Source organism: Bacillus sp. FSL K6-2841 (assembly GCF_037976435.1).
In the GTDB taxonomy this organism is placed as follows: domain Bacteria; phylum Bacillota; class Bacilli; order Bacillales; family Bacillaceae; genus Bacillus; species Bacillus pumilus.
This window is the reverse complement of sequence record NZ_CP150266.1, coordinates 1,609,202-1,635,433: the sequence shown is the minus strand read 5'-3', so window position 1 is coordinate 1,635,433 and position 26,232 is coordinate 1,609,202. Positions and strand designations below refer to the sequence as shown.

Genomic DNA, 26,232 nt, shown 5'->3' with positions numbered 1-26,232 from the left:
AATGAAAAGGTTAATTGAACGAAACTGCTAATCTTGCGTTAGCTATTTTTTCGTATGGAATATTGATCTCTTTCTTTCTTGTCTTGATCTTCACTGTCACTGTTGCAATCTCACCATCAAAGCTTGTAAGCTCACCTTCAAATGCTTTTTCACCATCAATTGGTTCATATGTTTTCATGAAAACATTTTTTCCAAGTGCTTTTTCAAAATCAGCTTTTTTCTTTAATGGGCGCTCCGCTCCAGGAGAGGACACTTCAAGAAAGTAGTTTTGGCTAATCGGATCTGCCTCATCAAGCTTTTCGCTCAAGGCTTCGCTCACTTTGGCACATTCTTCGATATCGACGCCTTTATCAGAGTCAATAAACACGCGAAGGAACCAGTTTTGACCCTCTTTGACAAATTCAACATCAACGAGTTCAAGCTGTAAGCCATCTAAAATTGGCTGCACCATTTCGCTTACGACATCCACTACTTTTTTGCTCATTCTCTTCCTCCTTGTGCTTTCGATAAACGCTCTTATCAATCATTCTGCATAAAAACCCTGCTTTATGTGAGCAGGGGGAGCAGAAAACGGATGAATAATGTCGAGACAAAAATTGCCTGTTCAATACAAAAGAGCGGGTTTCCCCACTCTTGTCTCGGTAATCGTTAGCATTTCCATAAAAACTATACCATATCCAATTTTTTTATGCAAATGAAGTTCCTTATTCTGCAGGCATTCGTCATCGGTTCTTTTCGTTCATTCTTTTCGCATGATCACTGATCAGTGCTGCCTCCCTGCTCCCTTTTATGATGCGGAAACCGTCATAATCCGGATAGAGCGAATCATCGTCCTGAATGCTCGTTAAAATCCAAAATTGACTGCCTGCCCCTCCGAGCCGCTCAATCGCTGAAAGCCAGCTTTCGTATACGTCAGGACGTGCTGATTGATTTTGATAGCCAAACTCCTCTAACACAACTGGTTTTCCGATTGACTTCCCGCGGGTGATATGGTATTCAATCCATTTCACTCCCCAGGTAGCAGACTTGTTCCAATGATCTGGGTACAGGTGATAGGTTCCATAATCAATATTAGGAAGAGCCGTCAAACGGTCCCAATCGACGCCTTCTCCGCCTCCGTACGACCAATCTTCATGCCCTGGTATGCGAAAGAACCCTTCATCTCCTACTGCAACAAGATGGTGACGATCCAGCGATTTGATCCATTTACTCATTTCATCTGCCCATTTGACTAGTACATTTCCCGTTGGATCTGACTGTACACGCGGCTCATTGGCCAATTCCCAAGTCATAATAGCTGGATCGTCTTTATATTGAACACCTGTATACGTATTGGTTCTTTCTAATACATAGCGCACATAATTTTTGTAAGCATGTTGAATACGAGGATCTGTATAAAAGGCATCATGCGTTCCTGCCCCGAACCACTTTACGTATTGATTCATCCCGCCAAAGTCATCCCAATTGTTCACTAGTGGAATGACAAGCTTTATCCCTTCCTGTCCTGCTTTATAAATCGCATAATCTAGTTTTTGAAAACCTGATTCTTCATAGACCCCAGGACTAGATTGTAAAACGGAGTTTTCTTGAGGGGCTCCGTCGTGAAATCCCCAAATACGTATGACCTTTAAATTCATTGCTTTCATATCATCGAACACTGCATCTACCATCTTTTTAGATTTGTAATGGAAATAGTAATTATTTGTACCAGCAAAGTAAAATGGTTGATTGTTCAGCGTAAATTGTGTACCAGATGTCTGCACGTAAGCGGCGGCTTTAATCGTAAGTGAAAACCAGCCGGCCCATATAGCGACCACAAGTATGAAGCAGGACACTCTTTGAGTCCACTTTTTCATTTACATTCTCCTCACAATCTATCCTTCTTCAGGTACGATCACATCTAGCTGAAGCGGTGCTTGTTCATTTGAATCAAGTTCAATTGTCTGCTGTTTCAACATTTTATTTTCTTTGCCGATTCGAACCTCATATGTTCCATGAAATGCTGGACATATCACATGGCCATTAGCATCTGTTGTTTCAACTCTTTGGGTCGTCCACTCATTTAGAAGTTTTTCATAACGTCGTCCTGCTTCATTTAAAGACCAATCATAATTCACGATAGCCGCATGCTCACCTCTCCAATGGGCACCTGCCCAAAATCCCCACATTAGCACTCCTTTTACGGCTGGATGACTAAATGCGACGCGATATAAAGCCTCTAGGTTATCCGCTCTTCTATTAGCGTCAGGGTGAACAGAGTCATACTCTGTGACCCATATAGGAAGACCAAGCTCAGCAAGCACATCGAGCCTCTCTTTGACAATGACTGGATCGACCCGTTCTTCAAAATGGCCTTGAACCCCAATCGCTTCAATAGGTGCGCCTAACTGACGCAGTTCATTGATATGCGCTTTATACGCATGGTGCTCACCATATGAGATCACATTATAATCATTCACAAACAAAAGTGCTTTCGGGTCAATTTTTTTCGTTTCTTCATACATCCACTTCCAAATATTTTTCCCAAAGCGATCTTTAAAAAATGAACCGTGCATCATTTCATTGTTTACATCCCAATGGCGGAATCTTCCCTTAAAATGATTGCCCGCATGCTCAAGCCGGTTTTTCATGGCTTCATATACTTCGTGATTCGGCAGTGACCTCAGCCAGCTTGGATTCGCATCCTCTACCTCCCAAAATAAAGCGTGCCCCCTCACTGGAAGTTGATGTCGATCTGCAAAATTCAGCATCGCATCTGCTTTTTCATAGGTGATTTTCCCTCTTTGTGGCTCATTCGCATACCATTTTGCCTCATTTTCAAAAACAGCCCAATTAAAATACTTCACGAAAAAATCAGCATATTGTTGATTAAATAACACTTGGTCATTCATTGCTGAACCAAATGCGAATTCATGCCTGATTTGCTTAATTTCAACCTCTATACCTGCTATTGGCTTTTTATCGCCGTTTGTCACGTTTATCACAAGGTCTCTTTGTCTATGCTCTGAGATTCGATCATTCGCCTCTTTTTTCCACATCAGATTGATCTGCTCATTTTCGCCCTTGTTGAATGATTGATGAAGAAAGCTTCTTTCTTTGACCATGTAAAAATCCCCCTATCTTCATTGGATTTATATTTCTTAATCAAACTGCCGGCTCAAAGAAACCGGCAGCTTAAATTTCGACTGTTAGTTGATCAGACGATGATATTCTGCGTAGGCAGTGGCCATATCCACTTGTGACCAGAAACGGTGATAAGTGAAAACCGGTGCCCCGTTCTCCCATTTGCCTGTTGCTTCATTAAATGAAGACTGATACTTACTCTCAAGTGAAGGCCATGCTGGATCTTGTTTAATGTTCGGACGAAGATCAGCAAAACTCGTATAGACTCCATTTCCTCCTCGCTGCGGATCAGAAGGAGTGGTGCTGCTTCCAGGAATCTGATTCCCTTGACCAAATGTCCCGTTCCAACCATTTGGGAAATACACTTCTTTTTTAAAGAAGCGGTCATAGTCCTCTCTTTCTTCTTCTGTTACAATGCCCACGCCATCATTGTAATTCCACGCCACCTCAAGGAGCTGTGCGGCTGCATCTTTCGCTCTGACACCAAGCGCTGTATAATCCCCTGTTTCAAGCTTTGTAGCAGCAGCAAAGAAAGTTAATGCCTTTACTAGGCTCCCTAATACGCCCGTATCCTGAGTTGGATCTTTTGTGACAGCTGTTAGGTTTGGATTTCCTGTTGCAGACTGGAATCCATTCCACGTGTCAGGCTGTCCGCTCCAAGCAATATTTCCAGGAAGCCAAAACTCGCCTGGTGCACTCGTTGTAGCCACAGAAACATTTGTTCCCCCTAGAATTCTTTGTCCTTGGTCATTTAAGAAATAACCCTCTTCATCCGACACAGGACGGCTGCCGATAAAAATGTAATCGAGTGCATAGTTAACCCATTTTGTGATACAGGATTTAGCCATTTGGACATTTTCAGAAGTTTTGTCTCCATCTTTCACTAAAATATAATAAAGCTCTGCTACGCGCTCCATCGGCCATGCCTGCATCCCAAACCAGTTATTAGAAGGCGGATCATGATAAACAGGTGCATCCTCGTATGCCATATCGTAAAAAGTACTTCTTCCCGCCGGATATGCACTATAGTCTCCATTCCAACTATTGGTTGCACCTCCTGCTATCGCTCCCTCTTTTGATTGAAGCCATACATAAAATTCAAGCTGCCTTTTTAATGTTTTTTCCCAATCGCTTGCACCAGTAGAGGAAGATGGCTTTAAACCACCTTTGTCTGAGGACAAAGCATAAGCGGCGACAGGGTTTTGATACCCTTGGTGACAATGGCTCGCTCCGATACGCCATGACCAGTTTGCATAGTCGCCAAGTCCTCCGCCCCAAGAGGTATACCACGCCATTAAGTAATGACAGGCACCCTTTCCGTTTCCAGGGTACGGATTCCCTTGCTTACCGCTTCCAATCGTTTGAAAATACTTATCGTACATACCGTAACGGAGAAAATCACCCATTTTTTTCGCTTTATCAAGATAGGTTGAATTATTGTAGCCAAGTTCCTTTGCCCAATAGATTGCTTGTATTGCACGCGCATCAGCATCCGTCGCATTGGTATAACGCCACTGAGCAGCTGGTACTTGATTTTCTTTTGTGAACAAACTCATAAAGCCTTCATTTGGCTTCCCAAACGATTTATCATCTTGTGATGGATGCGGGATCGCCTCCCATACTGATTCCTGCGGACCACGCTGGAACGTGTTCACATATGCAGCTGTATGTGATGGATTGAGCAAGTTCCCATATTTATACCAGTTATCGACATCAAGCAGCCAGTGCATTAAATACGTTTCATTTGTTCCATAGGTTGATTTCAATTCACCATCAATCGGATCTTGACCAGCAGGACGAGCTCCGCTCAGCTGACTAGGATATTGATCCGGATATGGTTTTTCTGCTGCGTAGGTGGCTGGACTAGAAGGGTTGTAGGCGCTCATATGCGGCTGTTCATCATTTCCATCTTCATTTACTGGGATGATGTATTTCTCCATATTGTCCCAGGCTGCCTCTAATTTGCTCCAATCCCCTGTGTAATGTCCGTACAACACCTCTAGCCACAGCCAATAACTATATGCTTCTGACGTTGTCATATGCCCATAATCAGGCGCTTCGCAAATGAGCGTCTCAATTGAATGATACGGAATTCCTTCTGGTGAAAAATATCCATTCGCATCACTTTTAATTTGATGATAAAGCGTTAAAAACCGTTCTTTGTTTGACAAATCCTTCACCCTTTCAATAAATCTTGATTTTTATTTGTCTGGAAGTGTACCAAATACTAAAGAACCATCATCAAAAACAGGTATTCTCGGTGTTTTTTGCATATTGGATGTTAAGCCTTGAAAGGAATAATCATTTGAGGCATCCCATATATTCGACCCATTTGGCGCAGATAATCGAAATTGGATTTCCTTTTTATGCTCTGATTCTCCTCCAGGAAAAATCGCTACGCCGGTAAAATCTATTTCTGCATAATAGACGTGAGCTGATGCGTCATATACCTTGAGCGGAGATAAGGAAGCGCCTTCATTGTAGGCGGCTGTCACTTGAATATCTTTTTCAGTGAATCCCTTTGCAAAGACCTCACTCAGATTGACGTAATATCTAAAGGAGAGCGTTTGACTACTTCTCGCCGGCCATCCAGACCGGTTGTATAGGACCACCTTGACTTGAGTAGAAGTTGCATCGTTATTCATCACTGCTGCCTCTACAAAAAACTCATCCTCTGGTTGTTCTTTAGGCGGGAAATTGGGCAGCTTTGATTGCCCTTTTCCAAACAGCTGCACCATTTTGGCTATATTTCCTGTAAAAGCGGCATTATAGTCCGTCGCCACCTCGTTTGATACATAATCAGAGATGTCGTCATCATATTGATCCTGTGCATTAGGTCCGCCAACGAGCGCCCCATAAAGAGTGTGACGATGATTCGAAGGATTTGTCAGCTGGTTAGACCATGAGCCATGTGCAGTTCGGTGGTGCGGATGCTTCGGCGGGTTCTGGCCAAACCCAACGATATAGCTTCTATTAAGCGGATTATCACCAAGCATATAGTGAGTTTGGTTGATCGCAAACGTTTGGTATCGATTCTTTTTTTCTTCATCTGACACCCAATCAGCGTAGACAAAGGCTAAAAATGCTGCATTTGCTGTATAACGAAGCGAGCCCCATTGATCAAGCCATGCCAAACCGCCAGGCGTATAAGTGATTCTTTCGACTTTTCCATTTTGAACAAAACCCGTCGTCCAGTAATCGAGATTACGCTCTGTCGATTCTATGAATCGGTTCTCTTTCGTGATTCTGGCGAGTAAGATTTGCGAAGCAAAAAAAGTATTGTCCCACGACATGGTAAACGTATAATCCCAATCCTTCGGCCATTCCTCCACTGCTTTTAGTGCTTGATTTAAATAGGTTTCTTCATTTGTTGCCAAGTACAGCCAGATTCCGCCCCATATGAGTTCATCAATATAGCCGCTCCATGAATTGTAAAACGGCTGAGCGTTTGTGACACAATCTGTATATTCGCCGCGATACCGGTCAGCAAATGCATAAAGCTGTTTCGCGTGCGTCAGCAGCTTTGCTGCATAAGGGGCATCTGTCTCTTTAAAAATGATAGAACCCGCTGCTAAAGCTGCCGCCGTTTGGGCGGCCACTTCTGTTCCAGGGCAATTTTCATCAATTTTAAAAGCTGGCCGGCTCATCGGCATCACTTCTGCCGGTCCCCACCAAGCATGATCAGCGTTCCCATCACCTACCTGAGCCCAAAACTCGTTCGGACCTGTATGAGCTTTCAAAAAATAATCTGTTGTCCACCTGATCTGATCTAAGATGTCATCAAGCAGTTCTGCCTCTTCATAGGCTTCTCGGTATTCATATACTGTCCAAGCAAGTACAGCTGCTGAGTAGGCCATTGGAAGACCAAATTTTACATGATCACCTGCGTCATACCAGCCGCCAGTTAAGTCATGCCCTACATCCTTCCCATCCTCTAGTCCGGAATCTCCCCGCCAGTTGAGACGGCTGCTTTTAGGCAGCTTTCCAGACCGCTGTGCTTCATAAAACAACAAGGATTTTTGAAGAACCTCTACATAGTTATAAGATGCCATTTCCGTATGACTCACCCCTTCTTTTTAGTCAAACATGAATAGACAAGCCACCTCCTTTTATTCAGAACGTGATTTGAACAGCTTTGAAAAGAATCAAATATGTTTCAAAAATAAGCATAGTAAACAGCAATCAGCTTTGTGCTCATCGAAGTTGTTTTCTCTTGATTCTTTCTGTGACTGTACCCAGAATGATCATATGTCGCATGAGAACATTTCAGACGGCGAAATTCTCTTTTTTGCTCTATTTGGGTAGAAAGAATGACATACAATCTCTTCTCTTAAAACATCACGCTAAATCAAGGTATATGAATGAATTAGAAAATGATTCCAATTGTCGGGAATTCCTTATTAGTTAACATAATAATATTATTGTGTATATAAAAAAGAACGCCCTTTATAAGGGCGCTCTTCATTGATCACATTAAAACAAAGAAAGTTGGTTTTGATCAGGAAGTGCTTCTAAGCAGCCTTGACGATCTAAATATTCTAGGATCGTTTTCGACACTTTTCCGCGTTTTTGTAAATCCTCTTTTGAAAGGAACTCCCCATCTTGACGTGCGCGCACAATATTTAACGCAACGTTCGTTCCGAGACCAGGGATTGAGTTGAATGGCGGAATCAATCCGTCACCATCAATGATAAACTCTGTTGCACTTGATCGGTAGAGGTCCACTTTTTTGAAATGATAGCCTCTTTCACACATTTCAAGGGCAAGCTCTAGTACAGTTAATAGGTTCTTTTCTTTCGGTGATGCATCTAAACCTTTTGAGTTAATATCATCCATGACTGCTCGAATCGCATTTGATCCTTTTGTCATTGTTTCAATATCAAAGTCATCTGCACGAACGGTAAAGTAAGCCGCATAGTATAAAAGTGCATGATGCACCTTAAAGTAGGCAATCCGTACAGCCATTAATACGTAAGCAGCTGCGTGGGCCTTAGGGAACATGTATTTGATCTTTTTACAAGAATCAATATACCAGTTCGGAACATTATTATTCTTCATTTCTTCTTCCCATTCAGGAGGAAGTCCTTTTCCTTTACGAACAGACTCCATGATTTTAAAGGCAAGTGACGGCTCTAAGCCCTGATAGATGAGATAGACCATAATATCGTCACGGCACCCAATCACTTCACTTAGTTCACACGTTTTATTGTGAATGAGCTCTTGCGCGTTCCCGAGCCATACATCTGTTCCGTGTGATAATCCAGAGATCTGAACGAGCTCTGAGAAGGTTGTTGGTTTTGTATCCTCAAGCATTTGCCGAACGAACCTTGTCCCAAACTCTGGAATACCGAGTGTACCTGTTTTACAGCCAATTTGCTCCTCTGTTACACCAAGAGGCTCTGTTCCTTGGAAAATTTTCATCACTTCAGGATCATCTGTTGGAATCGTTTTTGGATCAATTCCGCTTAAATCCTGAAGCATACGAATAACCGTAGGATCATCGTGCCCTAGTATATCAAGCTTGAGCAAGTTGTCATGGATTGAATGGAAGTCAAAATGCGTCGTTTTCCAATCAGAACCTGTCGCATCTGCTGGAAATTGAATAGGTGAGAAATCGTAAATGTCCATATAATCCGGTACTACAATAATACCGCCTGGATGCTGGCCCGTTGTCCGTTTTACCCCTGTACAGCCTTGTACAAGCCGGTCGATTTCTGCGCCCCTCATATGAAGATTATGATCTCCAGCGTAGCCTTTCACGTAACCGTATGCTGTTTTTTCTGCAACAGTACCAATCGTACCTGCTCGGTATACGTACTCTTCACCAAACAGCTCTTTCGTATAGTTATGGGCAATCGGCTGATATTCACCTGAGAAGTTCAAGTCGATATCAGGGACTTTGTCTCCTTTAAAACCTAAGAACGTTTCAAACGGAATATCGTGCCCGTCTTTTTTGTACGGCGTGCCGCATTCGGGGCAGTCTTTGTCAGGAAGGTCAAAGCCTGAACCAACAGATCCGTCGTTAAAGAATTCGGAATGCTTACAGCTTGGACATACATAATGCGGCGCAAGCGGGTTCACTTCGGTAATCTCTGTTAAAGTGGCAACAAGAGATGAGCCGACAGATCCCCTTGAACCAACAAGATATCCATCATCAAGTGATTTCTTTACGAGTTTATGAGAGATTAAGTAAATAACGGCGAAGCCATGACCGATAATACTTTTTAACTCTTTCTCAATGCGGTCTTCTACGATTTTCGGCAGGTCATCTCCATAGATGCTGCGCGCCATTTGATAGCTCATTTCCCGTATTTCTTCATCTGCACCTTCAATTTTTGGTGTGTATAGGTCGTCTTTGATTGGTTTAATGCTTTCGACCATCTCAGAGACTTTTTTAGTATTCGTCACGACGATCTCTCTCGCTTTTTCCTCTCCTAGAAAGGAGAATGCTTCAAGCATTTCATCTGTCGTTCTAAAATGAACTTTTGGCAGTTCATGACGGTTCAGCGGATTTGCTCCGCCTTGTGATGAAATTAAGATTTTACGATAAATTTTGTCTTCTGGATGCAGATAATGCACATTTCCAGTTGCCACGACTGGTTTATTCAGCTTTTCGCCAAGCTTCACAATGTTTGTGATGATTTCTTTTAACGCACGTTCATCTCGAACAAGCTCCAGCTGCAGCAGATGCTGATACACTTCTGGCGGATGAACTTCTAAATAGTCGTAAAATGCTGCAATGTCTTCCACCTCATCAGGTGATTTTTGCATCATCCCTTCAAACACTTCACCCTTATCACAGGCAGACCCGATAATTAGTCCTTCTCGATATTTCTCAAGCTGTGAGCGCGGTATGCGCGGCACCCGGTAGAAATAATGAATATGAGAAAGAGAAACAAGCTTGAATAAATTTTTCAGCCCTGTCTCATTTTGTGCGATCAGAATGGCATGGTAAGGACGTGAGCGCTGGTAAGCATTAGACTGACCCATGTTTTCATTCAATTGATCGTGATAGGCAATATCCTTTTCAGCCGCATCTTTTAGCATTTTTAGCATGAGATAGCCTGTCGCCTCTGCATCGTAAATGGCGCGGTGATGCTGCGTCAGTTCTATATCGAACTTTTTACAAAGTGTGTTCAGCCGGTGATTCTTAAATTCGGGGTAAAGGAATCGGCCAAGTTCAAGTGTATCAATCACAGGGTTTGACGCTTTATCTGTTTTTAACAGGCGTTTGTACGCTGTATTTAAAAAGCCCATATCAAAGCTTGCATTGTGCGCAACAAGGATATCTTGTCCAATCCATTCTTTGAAATCCCGTACGACATCGACGACATCCGGAGCATCTCTGACCATATCATCCGTGATACCTGTTAATTCGATCGTTGTCGCTGATAATGGGTGATGAGGATTTGCAAATGCCTCAAAACGGTCAATGATTTCTCCGCCCTTTATTTTCACTGCTGCCAGCTCAATGATCGTGTCATAAACAGCTGAAAGTCCAGTTGTCTCTACGTCAAATACGACATACGTTGCATCCTCTAACAAACGGTGCTCTGGATTATAGGCAATAGGTACTCCGTCATCGACCAAGTTGATTTCCACACCATACATCATTTTGATGTCATGCTTTTTACTTGCTGCATACGCATCTGGGAAGGATTGTACCACCGCATGATCCGTCAGGGCAATCGCTTCATGTCCCCATTTTTTTGCTTGTTCCACCAGCCTGCCGATGCCAGTAACAGCGTCCATTTGGCTCATTGGGGAATGCAAGTGAAGCTCGACGCGCTTTTCACCCTCAGGAGCCGTATCTTCCTTCAGCTGAGGTTTCATTTCATTGACGTCATTGGCAATCATGACAAGGTCTCTAACAAACGTATCGTTTTGAATGCTTCCTCTTGCTTTGACCCACATGCCTTTTTTCAATGATTTCATCAGCTGTGCATCTTCTTTTTCTCTTGCAAACATTTTGATTAAAATACTGTTTGTATAATCTGTAATTTTAAAGATACAAAGCGTTCTGCCGCTTTTCAGCTCACGCGTTTCTGCATCGAATACGTAGCCCTGGACGGCGATTCTTCTTTCCTCGTCCATAATACTATCAAGCGTACGAATTTCTTCATTGTCTTTAATTTGATAGCCAATCATGAGAGGGCCAGACGGGCCTTCCTCCTGCTCCTCACTTTCCTTCTTCTCCATCTCAGTGAGGGCTTGCATCGCTCTTTCTTGATCTTCAGCAAGCTTTTGTTCTCTGAACTTCTGAATCTCTTGATCTGATACAAAAATTTCTGTATCAAATTGGAGTTCTGGAAAGCCTACTTGTTTAAAAGCAGCCTGGAGCATTGGACTGTACTTCTTCTTGATGGCCAAAGCCTCTGTTTCGCTTTTTGTTTTAATGATGATTTTATGTCCAGACAGCGATGGTTTTTGCTGCTGAAGCAAGCTGATAATTGGAGGTGAAATTCCTTGAAGCTCTTCCACACAATGTGACCAATACGATTGAACGAGCTCTTCAGAGATGCTCGGATCATTGACTTCAATCGTACAAGTGACTTGTGCAATATGAGAAAATGCATTCGTCAGCCTGCTGAGAAACATCGCATACACCTTGTAAGGCAGAAGCGCCTTAAATTTAAAAAGGAAATGCCACGTTTTCGTCGCCTTATGCACCGTCAATTTGACGATTTCTCCTTCTTCAAAGTAACGACTGAGGTCATCATCTGTCATTTGAATCTGATTGAGTAATATATGAAATTGCCGCCGTGTGATCGGTAATTGTTCATCCAAGACAGGACCCTCCTTTTGTCAATCAGAAAGGTACCTCTTTTCTACAGGAGGTACCTTCATTTTTTTGTTCGTTTTTTATGCTTGGCGTATAAATGAAATCAGCTCATCAACAGATACTTCATGTGATTCACCTGATTTTCTAAACTTCACTTCAACAATGCCTTCTTCTGAACGTTTTCCGCAGCTAATGCGAATTGGCAACCCAATTAAATCACTGTCTGCAAATTTCACTCCAGCCCGCTCCTGGCGGTCATCGAAAAGTACGTCAAAGCCCTCATCTTCTAAGCGCTCGTATAACGTTTCAGCTAGCTCTTTTTGAGCATCATTTTTCATATTTAATGCAAGGAGGTGAAGGTCATATGGCGCAACAGCTTCTGGCCAAATGATTCCTTTCTCATCGTGATGCTGTTCAACAACTGCTGAAAGAGTTCTAGAAATACCGATACCATAGCAGCCCATAATCATTGGCTGTGCTCGACCATTCTCATCAAGGTACGTCGCATCCATTGACTCAGAATAACGAGTGCCTAGTTTAAAGACTTGTCCTACTTCAATCCCCTTAGCAAACTGGATTGTGCCTTCTCCATCTGGAGACACGTCTCCTTCTTGAATCAAACGAAGATCTGTGAATTCTTTCACTGACACATCACGCGCAGGATTGACATTGACATAGTGATAATCCGCTTCGTTTGCACCTGCGACAGCATTTGTCATGCCTTTAACCGCAAGGTCGGCATAAATATCGACTTCTGCTTCCAGCTTCACTGGACCAACAAATCCAGGCTCTGTTCCAATGACTTCTAGTACTTCTTCGCGAGTAGCAAGCTCTACAAGCTGTGCTCCTACCAAGTTTTTCACTTTCACATCATTTACTTCATGGTCGCCTCTCGTCAGGATGAGAACATACGCATCATCTGCTTTAAACAAAACAGACTTGATACAAAGAGAAGGATCAACTTCTAAAAATTCAGCGATGTCTTGAATCGTTTTTGCTTGCGGTGTATGGACTTTTTCAAGTTCTTTGAAGTCCGCAGGATTTGCTTCTTCTCCTTGATATACAGCTTCAGCCATTTCGATGTTCGCAGCATAGGAAGATGTGTCAGAGTATGCGATTGTATCTTCTCCTACTTCTGACAGTGCCATAAACTCATGTGTATCTTTTCCTCCCATTGCACCAGAATCTGCAATAACTGGTCTAAAATTAAGACCTACTTTTGAGAATACATTGGAGTAAGCTGTAAACATCTTGTTGTATGTGTCATCAAGGCTTTCTGGTGAAGAATGGAATGAGTACGCATCCTTCATAATAAATTCACGTCCGCGCAGCAGCCCAAAACGCGGTCTCTGTTCGTCGCGGAATTTTGATTGAATTTGATAAAGAGTTAAAGGAAGCTTCTTATACGATTTTACTTCGCTGCGTACGAGTGATGTAATCACTTCTTCGTGCGTTGGGCCAAGTGCGAACTCACGGCCATGACGATCTTTCATACGCATCAATTCTGGACCGTATGTATACCATCTTCCTGACTCTTGCCACATTTCTGCCTGCTGCAGCACGGGCATTAACAGCTCAGCTGCTCCCGCCTTTTCCATCTCTTTGCGAACGATGGATTGAATATGCTGGATGACTTTATGAGCAAGCGGGAGATAATGATAGATTCCGCTTGTATTTTGTCTAATGAACCCAGCTCTTACTAAGAGCTGGTGACTTTTTGCCTCAGCATCTGCCGGCACCTCTCGAAGAGTTGGTATGAAAGTCAGGGATTGTCTCATGTCGTTACACCTCATTTATGAAATAGGACTTCTCACAAAAACTCTTGTTTCCCGTAATGAGAAACAAGAGACATTGGTTTTATAAAAATAATCGCTGGATATCATTCCACGTAACCACTAGCATTAACAGCATGAGGAATGCAACACCGATAAAGACAACAAGTGCTTCTTTCTCACGATTAATTGGTTTACCGCGAATGGCTTCAACAAACAAGAATAGTAAACGTCCTCCGTCTAGTGCAGGAATCGGCAATAAATTCACGATACCTAAGTTAATACTAAGGAACGCCGCAAACTGCATTAATGTTAACACACCTTGCTTGGCTACTTCTCCTGTCATGTCATAGATTCCAACAGGACCTGCTAACATATCTAATGAAAATTGTCCTGTGACAATCTTTTGCAAGTTCGTTAAAATCAAACCTGCTGTTGAAATCACAGTTGTTCCTGAGGATGAAATAACCTTCAGAAATCCATTTTCCGTTGGCGGATAAGAGCCAAAACGGCCAATGTTTTTTCCGTCTGCTTTCACAGCTTCTGGTACAACCTGTACAGTGCTTTCTTTGCCATCTCGGTCAATGACGACATTCATTTTTTTCTCAGGGTTCTTTTGAACGGTTTGAACAACGTCTGTCCAAGAATTCATTTTATCCCCGTTAATGGACACGATGTGGTCTCCCTGCATGAGTCCAGCTTCTGCTGCGCGGCCGTCTTTCGTCAGCTTGCCGAGTACAGGGTCATCAACGGTGATCCCTTGAATAAACCCTAAAGCAACTAAAATCACATACGCCAAGATAAAGTTCATAATCGGTCCAGCTGCGATCGCTTTAATACGCTGCCATACCGTTTTTGATCCAAATTGGCGATTGTACGGTGCGATTTGAATCTCTTCACCATCTGCAATATAAAAGCTTGTTTGACTCACATTGTAGCCAGTCAAAATATCTTCATTTCCAGCTTCATATCCTGAGATTCTCATGGCATGATCTAAATCAATCTGCTCCACTTCGATGACAAGAGCATCAGGATATTTTTCTTTATCATTTAAAATGATTTTTTCTACTTCATTTTGCTCATTGAATAAAAGCCCCACTGTATGACCTGGTTTAATTTCAATGACTTCAGGGTCCTCTCCTGCCATTTTAACAAATCCGCCAATAGGGAGAAGTCTAATGGTATAAACGGTTTCCTTTCGTTTAAAAGAGAAAATCTTCGGTCCAAAACCAATTGCGAACTCACGGCATAAAATCCCCGCTCGCTGCGCCATAATTAAATGGCCAAGCTCGTGGAAAAAAACGAGCGTTCCAAAAATAATAATAAACGCAATCACTGTATTCACGAACATACCACCTTATGTGAGGATTGATTGAACAAAGTCTCGTGTATCTTTGTCCACTTCATGGATATCTTGCAAACTAGGCGTTGAAATCACATGATGTCTGTTTAGTGCCTTTTCAATCAATTCTTCAATTTGCAGGAACGTTACTTTGCCTTTCAGAAATGCATCGACTGCCATTTCATTTGCTGCATTGAGCACAGCAGGCATTGTCCCTCCTATTTTACCTGATTCATAAGCAAAATGTAAGCAGCGATACCTGTCAAAATCCGCTTTTTGGAAATTCAATTGTCCAATCTCCCAAAGGTTCAATGATTTCGCTTCTGGTAATGGCGCTCTGTCAGGGTATGTGAGTGCATATTGAATGGGCACTCTCATGTCAGGTGTCCCTAACTGAGCCATGACGCTTTTGTCGTGAAATTCCACCATCGAATGGATAATGCTCTCTTTATGTAACAGCACATCAATTTGTTCATAAGGTATATCAAACAACCAATGTGCCTCAATCACCTCGAGCCCTTTATTCATCATCGTCGCTGAATCAATGGTGATTTTCGCCCCCATTGACCAGTTTGGGTGGTTCAGCGCTTCTTCAACCGTAACACCTTCAAGTTCAGTTCGTTTTTTATCTCGGAAACTACCACCTGAAGCTGTCACTATTAAGCGTTCAATGTTTTTAGCTTGTTCACCTTGCAGGCATTGAAAAATAGCGGAATGCTCACTATCGACAGGAAGTAAAGGTACATCATATCTTTTCGCGTACTCTTTAACTATATGACCAGCTGTCACAAGTGTTTCCTTATTTGCGAGTGCAATCGTCTTTTTTTGTTCAATGGCCTTTAATGTTGGAACAAGCCCGACACTTCCGACAAGGGCATTGACCACAACGTCCACTGCATCATAGGTCGCTGCTTCGATGTTGGCTTCATCACCAGCAGCCATCTTGACATCGTATTCAAATGAATGACCTTTTAGCGTGTGATAAGCCTCTTCACTTAAGCATCCGACAAATTCAGGCTGAAACTGTTCAATGATTGGTATGGCCTTGTCTACATTTCGGCCAAACGTCATGGCTTTTAGCTTAAATTTGTCTGGGTGCTGCCTAATCACATCTAATGTTTGTTCTCCAATTGATCCTGTTGCGCCTAATAGCGAAATATATTTCAAATTGCCACTCCTTCTCTCGTTCAATAAGTTTCTATGAGGTTAGCTGGCAAACGTTGCGAGCAATAAATATAAAAACGGCAGAACGAATAAAAAGCTGTCAAACCTGTCCAAAATCCCGCCATGTCCAGGGAGAATTGTCCCTGAATCCTTCACGTCGTAATGACGCTTTAAAGCAGATTCCACAAGGTCGCCAAGCTGCCCAAAGATACTGAGCAAAAGCGTAATAAACATAACAAGCAGATATGATGGCAAAAATCCTGTAACCGCCTGAAACACAAATGACAACACGACCGCTGTGACGATTCCGCCGATAAATCCTTCTACTGTTTTGTTTGGGCTGATCTCTGGCCAGAGCTTTCGTTTCCCCATCGATTTCCCAATAAAATAGGCACCTGAGTCAGTGGACCAAATAATCACTGCTGCGAAGAAGATCGCACTCATGCCATATAAGCCTCTAATTTGGATAAAATAATAGAAACTAACGCCAATATATAATGTCGCTAAGATCACAAAAGCAACCTCATCGAATGTGAAAGAGTTTTTGCTCAACACTGTATAAGTTAAAAGAATTAAGACTGCAAATAAAGCAATCTGCATTTTTGATGCGTCTGCGTTCGGAAAGAAGCTGTTCTCTCCGCCCATTAAAAGCCAAAGCAATATTAAGCTGACAATACCAGGAAAGCTGAAAATCGATATCTTTTTCATTCTTAGAAGCTCAAAGAGAGCGACACTTCCCATTAAGTAAATCAGCAGGGTAAATGGCATCTGTCCATATATAACTGCAAGTAAAAAGACTGCAGCTGCCAACACACCCGTCAAAATTCTTTGTTTCATCTGCACCACCCTCTAAATTCCACCGAACCTCCGGCCGCGGCGCTGGTATTCTCCGATAGCGCCTATAAGATGCTCATCAGAAAAGTCAGGCCAAAGCACATCCGTAAAGACAAACTCGCTGTACGCAATTTGCCAAAGCATAAAGTTGCTTAATCTAATTTCTCCACTTGTGCGAATAAGCAAATCCGGATCTTGAAGAGATTCTGTCATTAAATAAGCTGAAAACATCTCTTCTGTGATGTCTTCTGCTTGAAGCTTACCTTCTTTGACTTTTTCAGAAATTTGTCTGCACGCGGAGACGATTTCTGTGCGCCCTCCATAGTTGAGCGCAAAATTCAAAACGAGTCCGTCATTATTCGCCGTACTCTTTACTGCGTTCTCTACCGCTCTTTTCGTATGCTGCGGGAGGCCGTCTGGATCACCTGTTAAGCGCACACGGACATTTTCCTCGATGAGCTCGGGCAGGTAGATGTTCAAAAATTCCTCAGGAAGTTTCATTAAAAAGTCTACTTCTAATTTTGGACGTTTCCAATTTTCCGTAGAGAAAGCATACAAAGTCAGCACTTTGACATTCAGCTCATTTGCAAGCTTTGTCATGCGCTTGACGACTTTCATTCCTTCATGATGTCCTGCTACCCGCGGAAGAGCACGTTTTTTTGCCCATCTTCCGTTCCCATCCATGATAATGGCGATATGTTCAGGAATTTCTCCATTTAATATGTCTTCTTTTGTCAGACTTTCTAAGTTGGAAGCTGCAGTTTGCTGATTCTTCCAATTTTTGAGTATATTGAGCATGAGATTCCTCCATCACCCAAAAAGGTTGCGTTTCCGCTAATAATATAGTCACCAACAGTATTAACAAAAAAACCCCCTGTAAACATGAAGAGGGTCTTTTCACTATTATCTATTGTACATAGTTTTTTCTTAAACTTCCATGATTTCTTTTTCTTTATCTTTCGTCACGTCATCAATTTTAGCGACATATTCATCTGTCAATTTTTGAACATCCTCTGTTGATGATCTTAATTCATCTTCAGTGATCTCACCATTTTTCTCGAGTTTTTTCAACTCATCGTTTGCATCACGACGAACATTACGAACAGCTACTTTTGCTTCTTCTGAATATTTTCTTACCACTTTCACAAGCTCTTTACGTCTTTCTTCTGTTAGTGCAGGAATCGCAATACGGATCACATTTCCGTCACTTGTTGGCGTGATGCCAAGATCAGACTTTTGGATCGATTTTTCGATATCACCAATAGCTGTTTTATCATAAGGTGTGATAATCAGCATACGTGCTTCTGGCACTGTGATTGACGCAATTTGGTTAAGTGGTGTTTGTGCACCGTAATAATCAACCGTTACTTTATCAAGCAATGAAGCATTTGCTCTGCCCGCACGAACAGTTGCAAGTTCACGTCCGTATGCTTGAACGGCTTTTTCCATTTTTTCTTTCGTTTGGTTCAATACTTCTTTTGACACGTTATTTCCCCCTCACAATCGTTCCAATTGATTCGCCATTTACGGCACGTTTAATATTTCCTTCTTCCATAATAGAGAATACGATTAATGGAATGTCATTGTCCATACATAATGAGGACGCAGTAGAATCCATTACTGCAAGCCCTTCTTTTAGCACATCAAGATATGAAAGCTTGTCATATTTTACTGCATCCGCATCTGTACGAGGATCAGCACTGTAGACACCGTCTACATTATTTTTCGCCATTAAAATGACATCTGCTTCAATTTCTGCTGCACGAAGTGCTGCCGTTGTATCTGTAGAGAAATAAGGGTTACCAGTACCTGCAGCAAAAATCACGACACGTTTCTTCTCAAGATGACGGATCGCTTTTCTTCTTATGTATGGTTCTGCAACCTGTCTCATTTCGATAGAAGTTTGTACCCTAGACTGAATGCCAAGCGTTTCTAGGCTGTCCTGTAGCGCGAGTGAATTCATCACTGTTGCCAGCATGCCCATATAGTCTGCTGTTGCACGGTCCATTCCTAAGTCACTACCTGTCTTACCGCGCCAAAGGTTTCCTCCGCCTACAACAACTGCAACCTCTACATCTAGCTCTGCAATTTCTTTTACTTGCTTTGCAATTGAATGAATGACAGTTGGGTTAATTCCATTTCCAGCATCACCTGCTAGTGCTTCGCCACTTAGCTTCAGTACAATGCGATTATATTTCGGTTTGCTCATGATAACCTCCAAGTGTAAACTATACCGTCTCTTATTATGCGTAAGAAACTGCCTTTTGTAAATCAATATCCTCTAAAAAATAGGGAACACAGTGCTTGTGCTCCCTAAAAAAGCCCCAGAGAGCTTTTCAAACATTATTTTTTCACTTGGCTCATTACTTCTTCAGCAAAGTTGTCTTGACGCTTCTCGATGCCTTCGCCCACTTCATAGCGAACATAAGTTTGAATGCTTGCGTTTTTCGCAGCTACTACTTGTTTCACTTTTTCATCTGGGTTTTTAACGAAAGCTTGGTCAAGTAAGCAAATTTCTTCGAAGAATTTGTTTAGACGGCCTTCTACCATTTTAGCTACGATGTTTTCAGGCTTTCCTTCTTGAAGCGCTTGCTGTGTTAATACTTCGCGCTCACGGTTTGCTTCTTCTTCTGACACTTGGTCACGAGAAATGTATTTAGGGTTTACAGCAGCAACGTGCATTGCGATGTCTCTTGCAAGCTCTTCGTCAGTTGTTCCGTTAAGAACAGCTAACACACCGATGCGTCCGCCCATGTGTAAGTAAGCACCGAATGCTGCGTTATCTTCTTTCGTGATAACAGAGAAACGACGTAGAGTGATTTTCTCTCCGATTTTCGCAATTGCAGATGTGATATGCTCTTCAACTGTTGAACCGTTTTCCATTTTAGAAGCATGAGCTTCTTCAATTGTTGCAGGTTTAGCAGCAAGCAAATGATCAGCAAGTTCGTTAAGAAGTGATTGGAACCCTTCGTTTTTCGAAACGAAATCAGTCTCAGAGTTCACTTCTAGGATCACGCCTGTGTTGCCGTCAGTTTTGATAAGAGTTAATCCTTCTGCAGCAATACGGTCTGCTTTTTTCGCAGCTTTTGCAATTCCTTTTTCTCTTAGAAGATCGATTGCTTTGTCAATGTCACCATCAGTTTCTGTTAACGCTTTTTTACAGTCCATCATACCTGCACCAGTTTTTTGACGCAGTTCTTTAACTAATTGAGCAGTAATAGCCATTTTACATTTCCTCCTTCTATGTTAAAACACGGATTACTAGGTGAAAAAAAGGTGATAAAAGGCATTTCCCTCTTATCACCTTTTGAATAGGTTACGCAGTTGTTGTTTCAGTTTCTGTCGTTTCTTCTACAACAGCTTCTTCTTCGCCTTGTTTAGACTCAAGAATCGCATCTGCCATTTTAGCAGTTAGAAGTTTTACAGCACGGATTGCATCATCGTTTGCAGGGATCACAACATCAATTTCGTCTGGATCACAGTTTGTGTCAACGATACCGATGATTGGGATATTCAATTTACGAGCTTCTGCAACTGCAATACGCTCTTTACGAGGGTCGATAATGAAAAGTGCATCCGGAAGACCTTTCATGTCTTTGATTCCGCCTAGGAATTTTTCAAGACGTTCTAATTCTTTTTTCAGTTGAACGACTTCTTTCTTAGGAAGAACATCGAATGTACCGTTTTCTTGCATTTTTTCAATATCTTTTAAACGTTTGATACGTTTTTGGATTGTTTCAAAGTTTGTTAAAGTTCCACCAAGCCAGCGTTGGTTCACATAGAACATACCAGAACGGATTGCTTCTTCTTTCACTGAATCTTGTGCTTGCTTTTTCGTACCAACGAAAAGGATTTTTCCTCCATCAGCAGCAAGGTTTTTCGTGAAGTTGTAAGCTTCCTCTACTTTTTTCACCGTTTTTTGAAGATCGATGATGTAGATACCGTTACGCTCTGTAAAGATATAACGCTTCATTTTTGGGTTCCAACGGCGTGTTTGGTGACCGAAGTGTACACCAGCTTCTAGCAATTGTTTCATAGAAATAACTGACATGTTGTTGCCTCCTAATATAATGGTTTTTTTTCCTCCGCTTAAGTCATGTTCACATAAAACTGCGCCACGGCAGCACCTTCATACGAATCATTAAGCGTGTGTATTTAACACCAAGAAATAATATAACACATGATGGACTGACAATCAAGAATCCTTTACAGCTTTCCGCTAAATTTTAATAAAAGCTCGATTTCTGTCTTGCCAGTTTTCAGTTCTTTCGCTATTTCTTCTAGCGAATGCCCTTTGTCATATAAGGTCTTCACTTGATCCTCGAATGTTTCTTCTATTTCACTTTCAGAAGGCACAGAAGCTTCTGATTCAAAATGTGGAACGGGTTCGTTTACCTTCTCTTCCTGCACTTCTACCTCGCTAAGGAGAGCCGACAAGTGCTCTGGGACTGGATCTTCACTTTCTACCGATTGCTGGGATTCAATTGGTGTTTGTGGCTGCTTTGGTGTCTGAAAATCCGATTTCAGCTCTTCAGCAGAAAAATCAGGGGAAGCGGCTGCCACTTTTGATAGTTTGTCATTCTCTTCTTTGACTTCCATCAAAAATGCAGCCAGGGTATTTTCCGTTTCTTCTAGAAGTTCTCGCTGCTTTTGTTCAGTTGCCTTCAGCGAATTCATTCTCGTATATAAAATGATCACAAAATAAATAAGTGCAGCATGAAGCATGAAGCTAATCAGCCATAACATATTTTTTCACTCACTAACTCTTTAAGATTGAATGGCTTTATCAAGCAGATGCTTAAGCTTGAACAATGCCTTTGAATGAATTTGCGAAATGCGTGAGGTCGATAAATTAAGCACGTGACCGATTTCCGTTAACGTCAGTTCCTCTTTATAGAATAGACTGATCACGAGCTTTTCTTTTTCCGAAAGCTCGGTCATTTTTTCAGCGAGCTGTTCTATTAATTCATCTTTCAGCATCTTTTCTTCAGGTGTCACAGTTTTCTCGTCGCGAATCATGACTTGGACGTTTTCACCGTCTTCTTGATCATGCAGCTTCTCGTCGATTGAAAGCAGATTTGCAAAGAAACCTTCATTCATTGTTGTGACAACATCCTGTTCACTCATGCCAAGTTCCTCTGCCACTTCTGTCGGCGTCACATTTCGTAAATAACGTTGTTCAAGCTTTTCAATAGCCGCTTCTACTTTTTTTGTTTTTTCTCTTGATGTACGAGGCAGCCAGTCCTCTTTACGAAGACCGTCGATGATGGCCCCGCGGATTCTGAAGGATGCATATGTATCAAACTTCAGATCTCTTCCGGGGTCGAATTTTTCAAGGGCATCATATAAACCGAGCATCCCTAGACTGATCAAGTCTTCTTTATGCACTGACTTCGGGAGACCGATGGAAATTCTTCCAACATGATATGTGACGAGCGGCATATAGCGGCGCATAAGATCATCTCCAGCAGCTGGGTCTTTCCACTCTTTCCATCTAGCCCATAGCGCCTGATCTTCGTAATTTAAGGATTGCATCTTTCTCCCCCTATACTTCCTTAGTTATATCTTCATAATGCCTTGCTTCACAGTGCGGATCTCAAGCTCTGTCGTAAGCGGATCAAATTCAATCGTACGGCCATTGTTCCCGCCCGTATCCTCACTAATGATCGGGATGCGATAAAGAGACAGATGTTCTTTAACAGCTGATACGTTTCTAGGTCCAATTCTCATTAGATCATTGGTTGACTTAAACTTAAACATTTCTGCGCCACCAGCAAGTTTTGCCTTTAGCGCATGTTTGCGCGCTCCTTCTTTAAGGAGCAGATCAATTGTATGCTTGACACCTGTATCTGCATATTTAGCCAAGTTCTCCACTGCCCCTTTTGCAAGGGATGAGTCTGGAAGCATGACATGGACAAGACCTGCCAGTTTTTTTTCTTGATCAAACAGAACAAGCCCTACACAAGAACCAAGTCCGGATGTCCGAATGCGGTCCGGTGTTTTCACAAGCTGAACATCCGCTATACCAACCTTTACAACTGCCGGAATCTGAACGTTCATTACAGGTTACCTAATGCTTTGAATAGTTTTTCAAACGATTCAAAGTCTGGTAATAGAAACATATTTCCTTTCAGCTCTTGCTTATTTTGATCATCAAAAATCGATGTATCAATCACAATTGCCTGATCACCTAGAGGGCTGAATTGCATTAACCCTTCGCTAATGACAGCCCCGAACATATCGAGCGTAACATCTGGAACACTTGGGTGAAGCTGCAATTTTGTTAAATCGGCAAGGGCTGATAAATAAGAGCCTGCTAAAATATTTCCCAGCTCATGTAGTGCTGACGTCCCCATCACATGCTCGTGAATAGTATCAATATCAAATGACGGATCTCGTACAAGCTCTCTTACGAATTGCTCGGCTTGCTCAAAGGGCATAATGAAAAAGATTGAGCCGGATAAATCTCCTTCCATTCGCAGGAAAATGCTTGCAACTGGGAGGTCTGCACCGCCAAAGAAATCCATTAATTCTTCAAACGAGAGAACCTTGACAAACGGAACAGCCATATCTATTTTGCGATCCAATAGGCTGGCAAGAGCAGACGCGGCGTGACCTGCTCCAATATTCCCAACCTCTCTTAATACATCCAGCTGTTCATCTTTTATTTCATTGAAAATGCTCATTTCACATCCTCCTTAATGAACAGGTGCATCTTGAACGCTCTTGTCGAGGACAGCACCAGGATGAATGATATTAAATAGACGCTGATCATGCTTAATGATACCTGTCACCCATGATTGTCCTTCTTTTTCAGCTGATTCAGGAGAAGATTCTACTTCTTCTTGATGAACTGTAATGACGTCATTTGCTTCATCAACAATCCAGCCGACTTCAATGTCACCAACTTGTACAATAATCATTCTTGTTTCATCTGTAATTTCGTTGTCACTTGATCCAAGTCTCACTCTAAGATCGATGACAGGTGTCACGACACCGCGCAGATTAATAACACCGCATATATAAGGGGCAACGCCAGGGACTCTTGTCGGCTGCTGCCATTTTTCAATGGACTTTACTTCTGATACTGAAATGGCGTATTCTTTTTTGTTTACGATAAACACAATCATCTTTTCGCCAGTTTTGATATCTGTACTCATTTCAGACCGCTCCTCTATTGTTTTTTACTTGATCAGTGCATTACAGTCAACGATGAGTGCAACTTGACCGTCGCCTAGGATTGTTGCGCCTGAAATCGCAAACACGTTTGGCAGGTAATCTCCTAGTGATTTCAATACAACCTCTTGCTGACCAATAAATGAATCGACCACAAATGCTGTCAGCTTATCTCCTTTACGAACAACGATGATGTGCAGTTCTTCCTCTAATTCATTCGCATTTGGTACGTGGAATTGTTTCTTCAAGTACACGACCGGTACGATAAATCCTCGGAAATCAATCACTTCACGATCATGCGTTTGAAGGATGTCGCTTTTCTTAATAACAGCCGTTTCAATAATAGAAGAAATCGGAATCGCAAATGTTTCCTCTTCCAGTTTCACAAGAAGTACAGAAATAATCGATAATGTAAGCGGAAGCTGGATCGAGAATAGTGAGCCCTGTCCTTCTGTTGAGTTGATGCTCACAGATCCGCCCAGTGATTCCAGCTTGTTTTTCACAACGTCAAGGCCTACACCGCGGCCAGAGATGTCAGAAATCGTATCAGCTGTAGAGAATCCTGCTGCAAAGATCAATGAATCAATTTGATGATCTTCAAGTGTCTCTGCTTCTCTTTCTGTAATAACGCCGCGCTCTAATGCTTTTTCAAGCACTTTCTTACGGTTAATTCCGCCGCCATCATCTTCTACTTCAATGAAGACGTGGTTTCCGCTATGATACGCCTTTAATAGAACGGTGCCTTTTTCTGGCTTACCTTTTTTCACACGTTCTTCTGGCGATTCAATTCCGTGATCTAGACTGTTTCTAAGTAAGTGTAAGAGCGGATCTCCAATCTCGTCGATAACCGTTCGGTCAAGCTCTGTCTCAGCACCTTCAATGATCAGTTCAATTTTCTTATTCAGCTCTTTTGTCAATTGACGGATCATACGAGGGAATCGGTTAAACACCGTTTCAACAGGAACCATTCTCATGTTCAGGATGATCGATTGCAGATCTCCAGAAATACGTGTCATTCTTTCAACTGTGTCTGTGAGTTCATTATTTTCTAATTCTTTGGCAATCTGTTCTAAACGGCCTCTGTCAATCACCAGTTCTTCAAATAGATTCATGAGAGAATCGAGACGGTCAATGTTGACACGAATCGTTTTTGTTCCGCCGGCAGCTGCACCGTTATTGCCATTTGCTTTTGGCGCATCGTTTGCTGGTGCTTTCGCAGCAGGCACAGATACTTCTTCTTTTTCCTGTTCAGGTTTTGCTTCTTGTTTTTCAGCTGGAGCCGCTTCTTCAAATGCAGAAACTTCTGAGATCTCAACTTGTTCAACTTCTGAGATCGCCATCACGATTTTTTTCACTTCATCCATCGATTGTTTAGATAAATAAGAAATACTGAATTCAGATTCGAAATCTTCTGATTCTAAAAGTTCTGCATTTGGAACTGTTTTAACGACTTCGCCTGCTTCGTTCAGTCTTTCAAAGATCATATAAACACGAACGGCTTTTAATAAGCATGCGTCGCTTAATGTTACATTGAGTTCATAACATTTAAAGCCTTGTTCTCTCGCTTCATCAAGCACTGTTCGTTCAAATTCGTTATAGTCTAAGTCGTTAGCAGCCGCTGATACATCAGCTGTTTCAACACTAGGAGCTGCCTCAGCATGGCTTCCTGTCACATCTAGCTTTTTACTAATCTCTGTGACATCGCGTTTCCCATCGCCGCCTTCTGCAATTGATTGAACCATTGCTTCAAGGTGATCAAGTGCTTCAAACATTGTGTCCATTGACTCAGGTGTGACAATCATTTGTTCATTTCGAATGGCATCAAACATGTTTTCTAAGTGATGTGTTAGCTGAGCCATATCAGCGTAGCCCATCGTTGCACTCATGCCTTTCAATGTGTGAGCCGCTCTGAATATATCATTCACTAGCTGCAAGTCGGTTGGGTTCTTTTCTAAATCAAGAAGTTTTTCATTACAAGTTTGTAAGTGTTCTCTGCTTTCATCTAAAAAGATATCTAAGTATTGGTTTACATCCAACGT

General features: G+C 42.1%; 21 protein-coding genes. All 21 read right to left on the bottom strand.

Annotation, left to right across the window (positions count from 1 at the left end; genetic code table 11):
* Positions 1–10: 10 nt before the first annotated feature.
* Entirely contained in the window at positions 11–484 is a 474-nt protein-coding gene (rimP, locus tag MHH68_RS08125) for a ribosome maturation factor RimP (protein WP_003211398.1), read from the bottom strand.
* Between the two features lie 238 nt (positions 485–722).
* On the bottom strand, positions 723–1,856 hold the full coding sequence (locus tag MHH68_RS08120; protein WP_268497847.1) for a cellulase family glycosylhydrolase: 1,134 nt from the start codon (positions 1,854–1,856) through the stop codon (positions 723–725).
* Positions 1,857–1,874: 18 nt separating this feature from the next.
* The gene (locus tag MHH68_RS08115; RefSeq protein WP_268497846.1) at positions 1,875–3,104 is read right to left on the bottom strand and encodes an endo-1,4-beta-xylanase; all 1,230 of its coding nucleotides are present in this window, start codon (positions 3,102–3,104) and stop codon (positions 1,875–1,877) included.
* An 84-nt stretch (positions 3,105–3,188) separates the two neighbouring features.
* Positions 3,189–5,294: a glycoside hydrolase family 48 protein gene (locus MHH68_RS08110; protein WP_058013972.1), complete on the bottom strand. Its 2,106-nt coding sequence runs from the start codon at positions 5,292–5,294 to the stop codon at positions 3,189–3,191.
* A gap of 30 nt (positions 5,295–5,324) precedes the next feature.
* Positions 5,325–7,175, bottom strand: coding sequence for a glycoside hydrolase family 9 protein (locus MHH68_RS08105; protein WP_339165715.1), 1,851 nt, complete (start codon positions 7,173–7,175; stop codon positions 5,325–5,327).
* Between the two features lie 421 nt (positions 7,176–7,596).
* Positions 7,597–11,850, bottom strand: coding sequence for a PolC-type DNA polymerase III (locus tag MHH68_RS08100; protein ID WP_268497931.1), 4,254 nt, complete (start codon positions 11,848–11,850; stop codon positions 7,597–7,599).
* Positions 11,851–11,985: 135 nt separating this feature from the next.
* The gene (locus MHH68_RS08095) at positions 11,986–13,683 is read right to left on the bottom strand and encodes a proline--tRNA ligase (RefSeq protein ID WP_058013975.1); all 1,698 of its coding nucleotides are present in this window, start codon (positions 13,681–13,683) and stop codon (positions 11,986–11,988) included.
* Between the two features lie 79 nt (positions 13,684–13,762).
* Complete coding sequence (gene rseP / locus MHH68_RS08090) at positions 13,763–15,028, bottom strand: RIP metalloprotease RseP (protein ID WP_339165714.1); 1,266 nt, start codon at positions 15,026–15,028, stop codon at positions 13,763–13,765.
* A 6-nt stretch (positions 15,029–15,034) separates the two neighbouring features.
* Entirely contained in the window at positions 15,035–16,186 is a 1,152-nt protein-coding gene (gene dxr, locus MHH68_RS08085; protein ID WP_058013976.1) for a 1-deoxy-D-xylulose-5-phosphate reductoisomerase, read from the bottom strand.
* A gap of 39 nt (positions 16,187–16,225) precedes the next feature.
* Positions 16,226–17,020, bottom strand: coding sequence for a phosphatidate cytidylyltransferase (locus tag MHH68_RS08080; protein WP_058013977.1), 795 nt, complete (start codon positions 17,018–17,020; stop codon positions 16,226–16,228).
* A gap of 12 nt (positions 17,021–17,032) precedes the next feature.
* The gene (locus tag MHH68_RS08075; RefSeq protein WP_034662319.1) at positions 17,033–17,815 is read right to left on the bottom strand and encodes an isoprenyl transferase; all 783 of its coding nucleotides are present in this window, start codon (positions 17,813–17,815) and stop codon (positions 17,033–17,035) included.
* Between the two features lie 129 nt (positions 17,816–17,944).
* A complete protein-coding gene (frr, locus tag MHH68_RS08070) occupies positions 17,945–18,502 on the bottom strand; it encodes a ribosome recycling factor (protein WP_003212469.1) in 558 nt (185 codons plus the stop codon).
* 1 nt (position 18,503) lies between these two features.
* Entirely contained in the window at positions 18,504–19,226 is a 723-nt protein-coding gene (gene pyrH / locus MHH68_RS08065; protein ID WP_003210919.1) for a UMP kinase, read from the bottom strand.
* 134 nt (positions 19,227–19,360) lie between these two features.
* The gene (gene tsf, locus MHH68_RS08060) at positions 19,361–20,242 is read right to left on the bottom strand and encodes a translation elongation factor Ts (protein ID WP_268497844.1); all 882 of its coding nucleotides are present in this window, start codon (positions 20,240–20,242) and stop codon (positions 19,361–19,363) included.
* A gap of 91 nt (positions 20,243–20,333) precedes the next feature.
* Positions 20,334–21,068: a 30S ribosomal protein S2 gene (gene rpsB / locus MHH68_RS08055; protein WP_003212093.1), complete on the bottom strand. Its 735-nt coding sequence runs from the start codon at positions 21,066–21,068 to the stop codon at positions 20,334–20,336.
* A gap of 155 nt (positions 21,069–21,223) precedes the next feature.
* A complete protein-coding gene (locus MHH68_RS08050; RefSeq protein ID WP_058013979.1) occupies positions 21,224–21,763 on the bottom strand; it encodes a hypothetical protein in 540 nt (179 codons plus the stop codon).
* A 21-nt stretch (positions 21,764–21,784) separates the two neighbouring features.
* Positions 21,785–22,552, bottom strand: coding sequence for a FliA/WhiG family RNA polymerase sigma factor (locus MHH68_RS08045; RefSeq protein ID WP_012009976.1), 768 nt, complete (start codon positions 22,550–22,552; stop codon positions 21,785–21,787).
* A gap of 24 nt (positions 22,553–22,576) precedes the next feature.
* The gene (locus MHH68_RS08040) at positions 22,577–23,077 is read right to left on the bottom strand and encodes a chemotaxis protein CheD (RefSeq protein ID WP_003212153.1); all 501 of its coding nucleotides are present in this window, start codon (positions 23,075–23,077) and stop codon (positions 22,577–22,579) included.
* Entirely contained in the window at positions 23,077–23,703 is a 627-nt protein-coding gene (locus MHH68_RS08035; protein WP_169056520.1) for a chemotaxis protein CheC, read from the bottom strand. Before MHH68_RS08035 ends, MHH68_RS08040 begins: the two co-directional genes overlap by 1 nt.
* Before the next feature lie 12 nt (positions 23,704–23,715).
* Positions 23,716–24,177 carry a chemotaxis protein CheW gene (locus MHH68_RS08030; RefSeq protein WP_003211606.1) on the bottom strand — a complete coding sequence of 154 codons (462 nt, stop codon included), beginning with the start codon at positions 24,175–24,177 and terminating at the stop codon, positions 23,716–23,718.
* A gap of 24 nt (positions 24,178–24,201) precedes the next feature.
* Entirely contained in the window at positions 24,202–26,229 is a 2,028-nt protein-coding gene (locus MHH68_RS08025) for a chemotaxis protein CheA (protein WP_268497843.1), read from the bottom strand.
* Between the last annotated feature and the right edge of the window lie 3 nt (positions 26,230–26,232).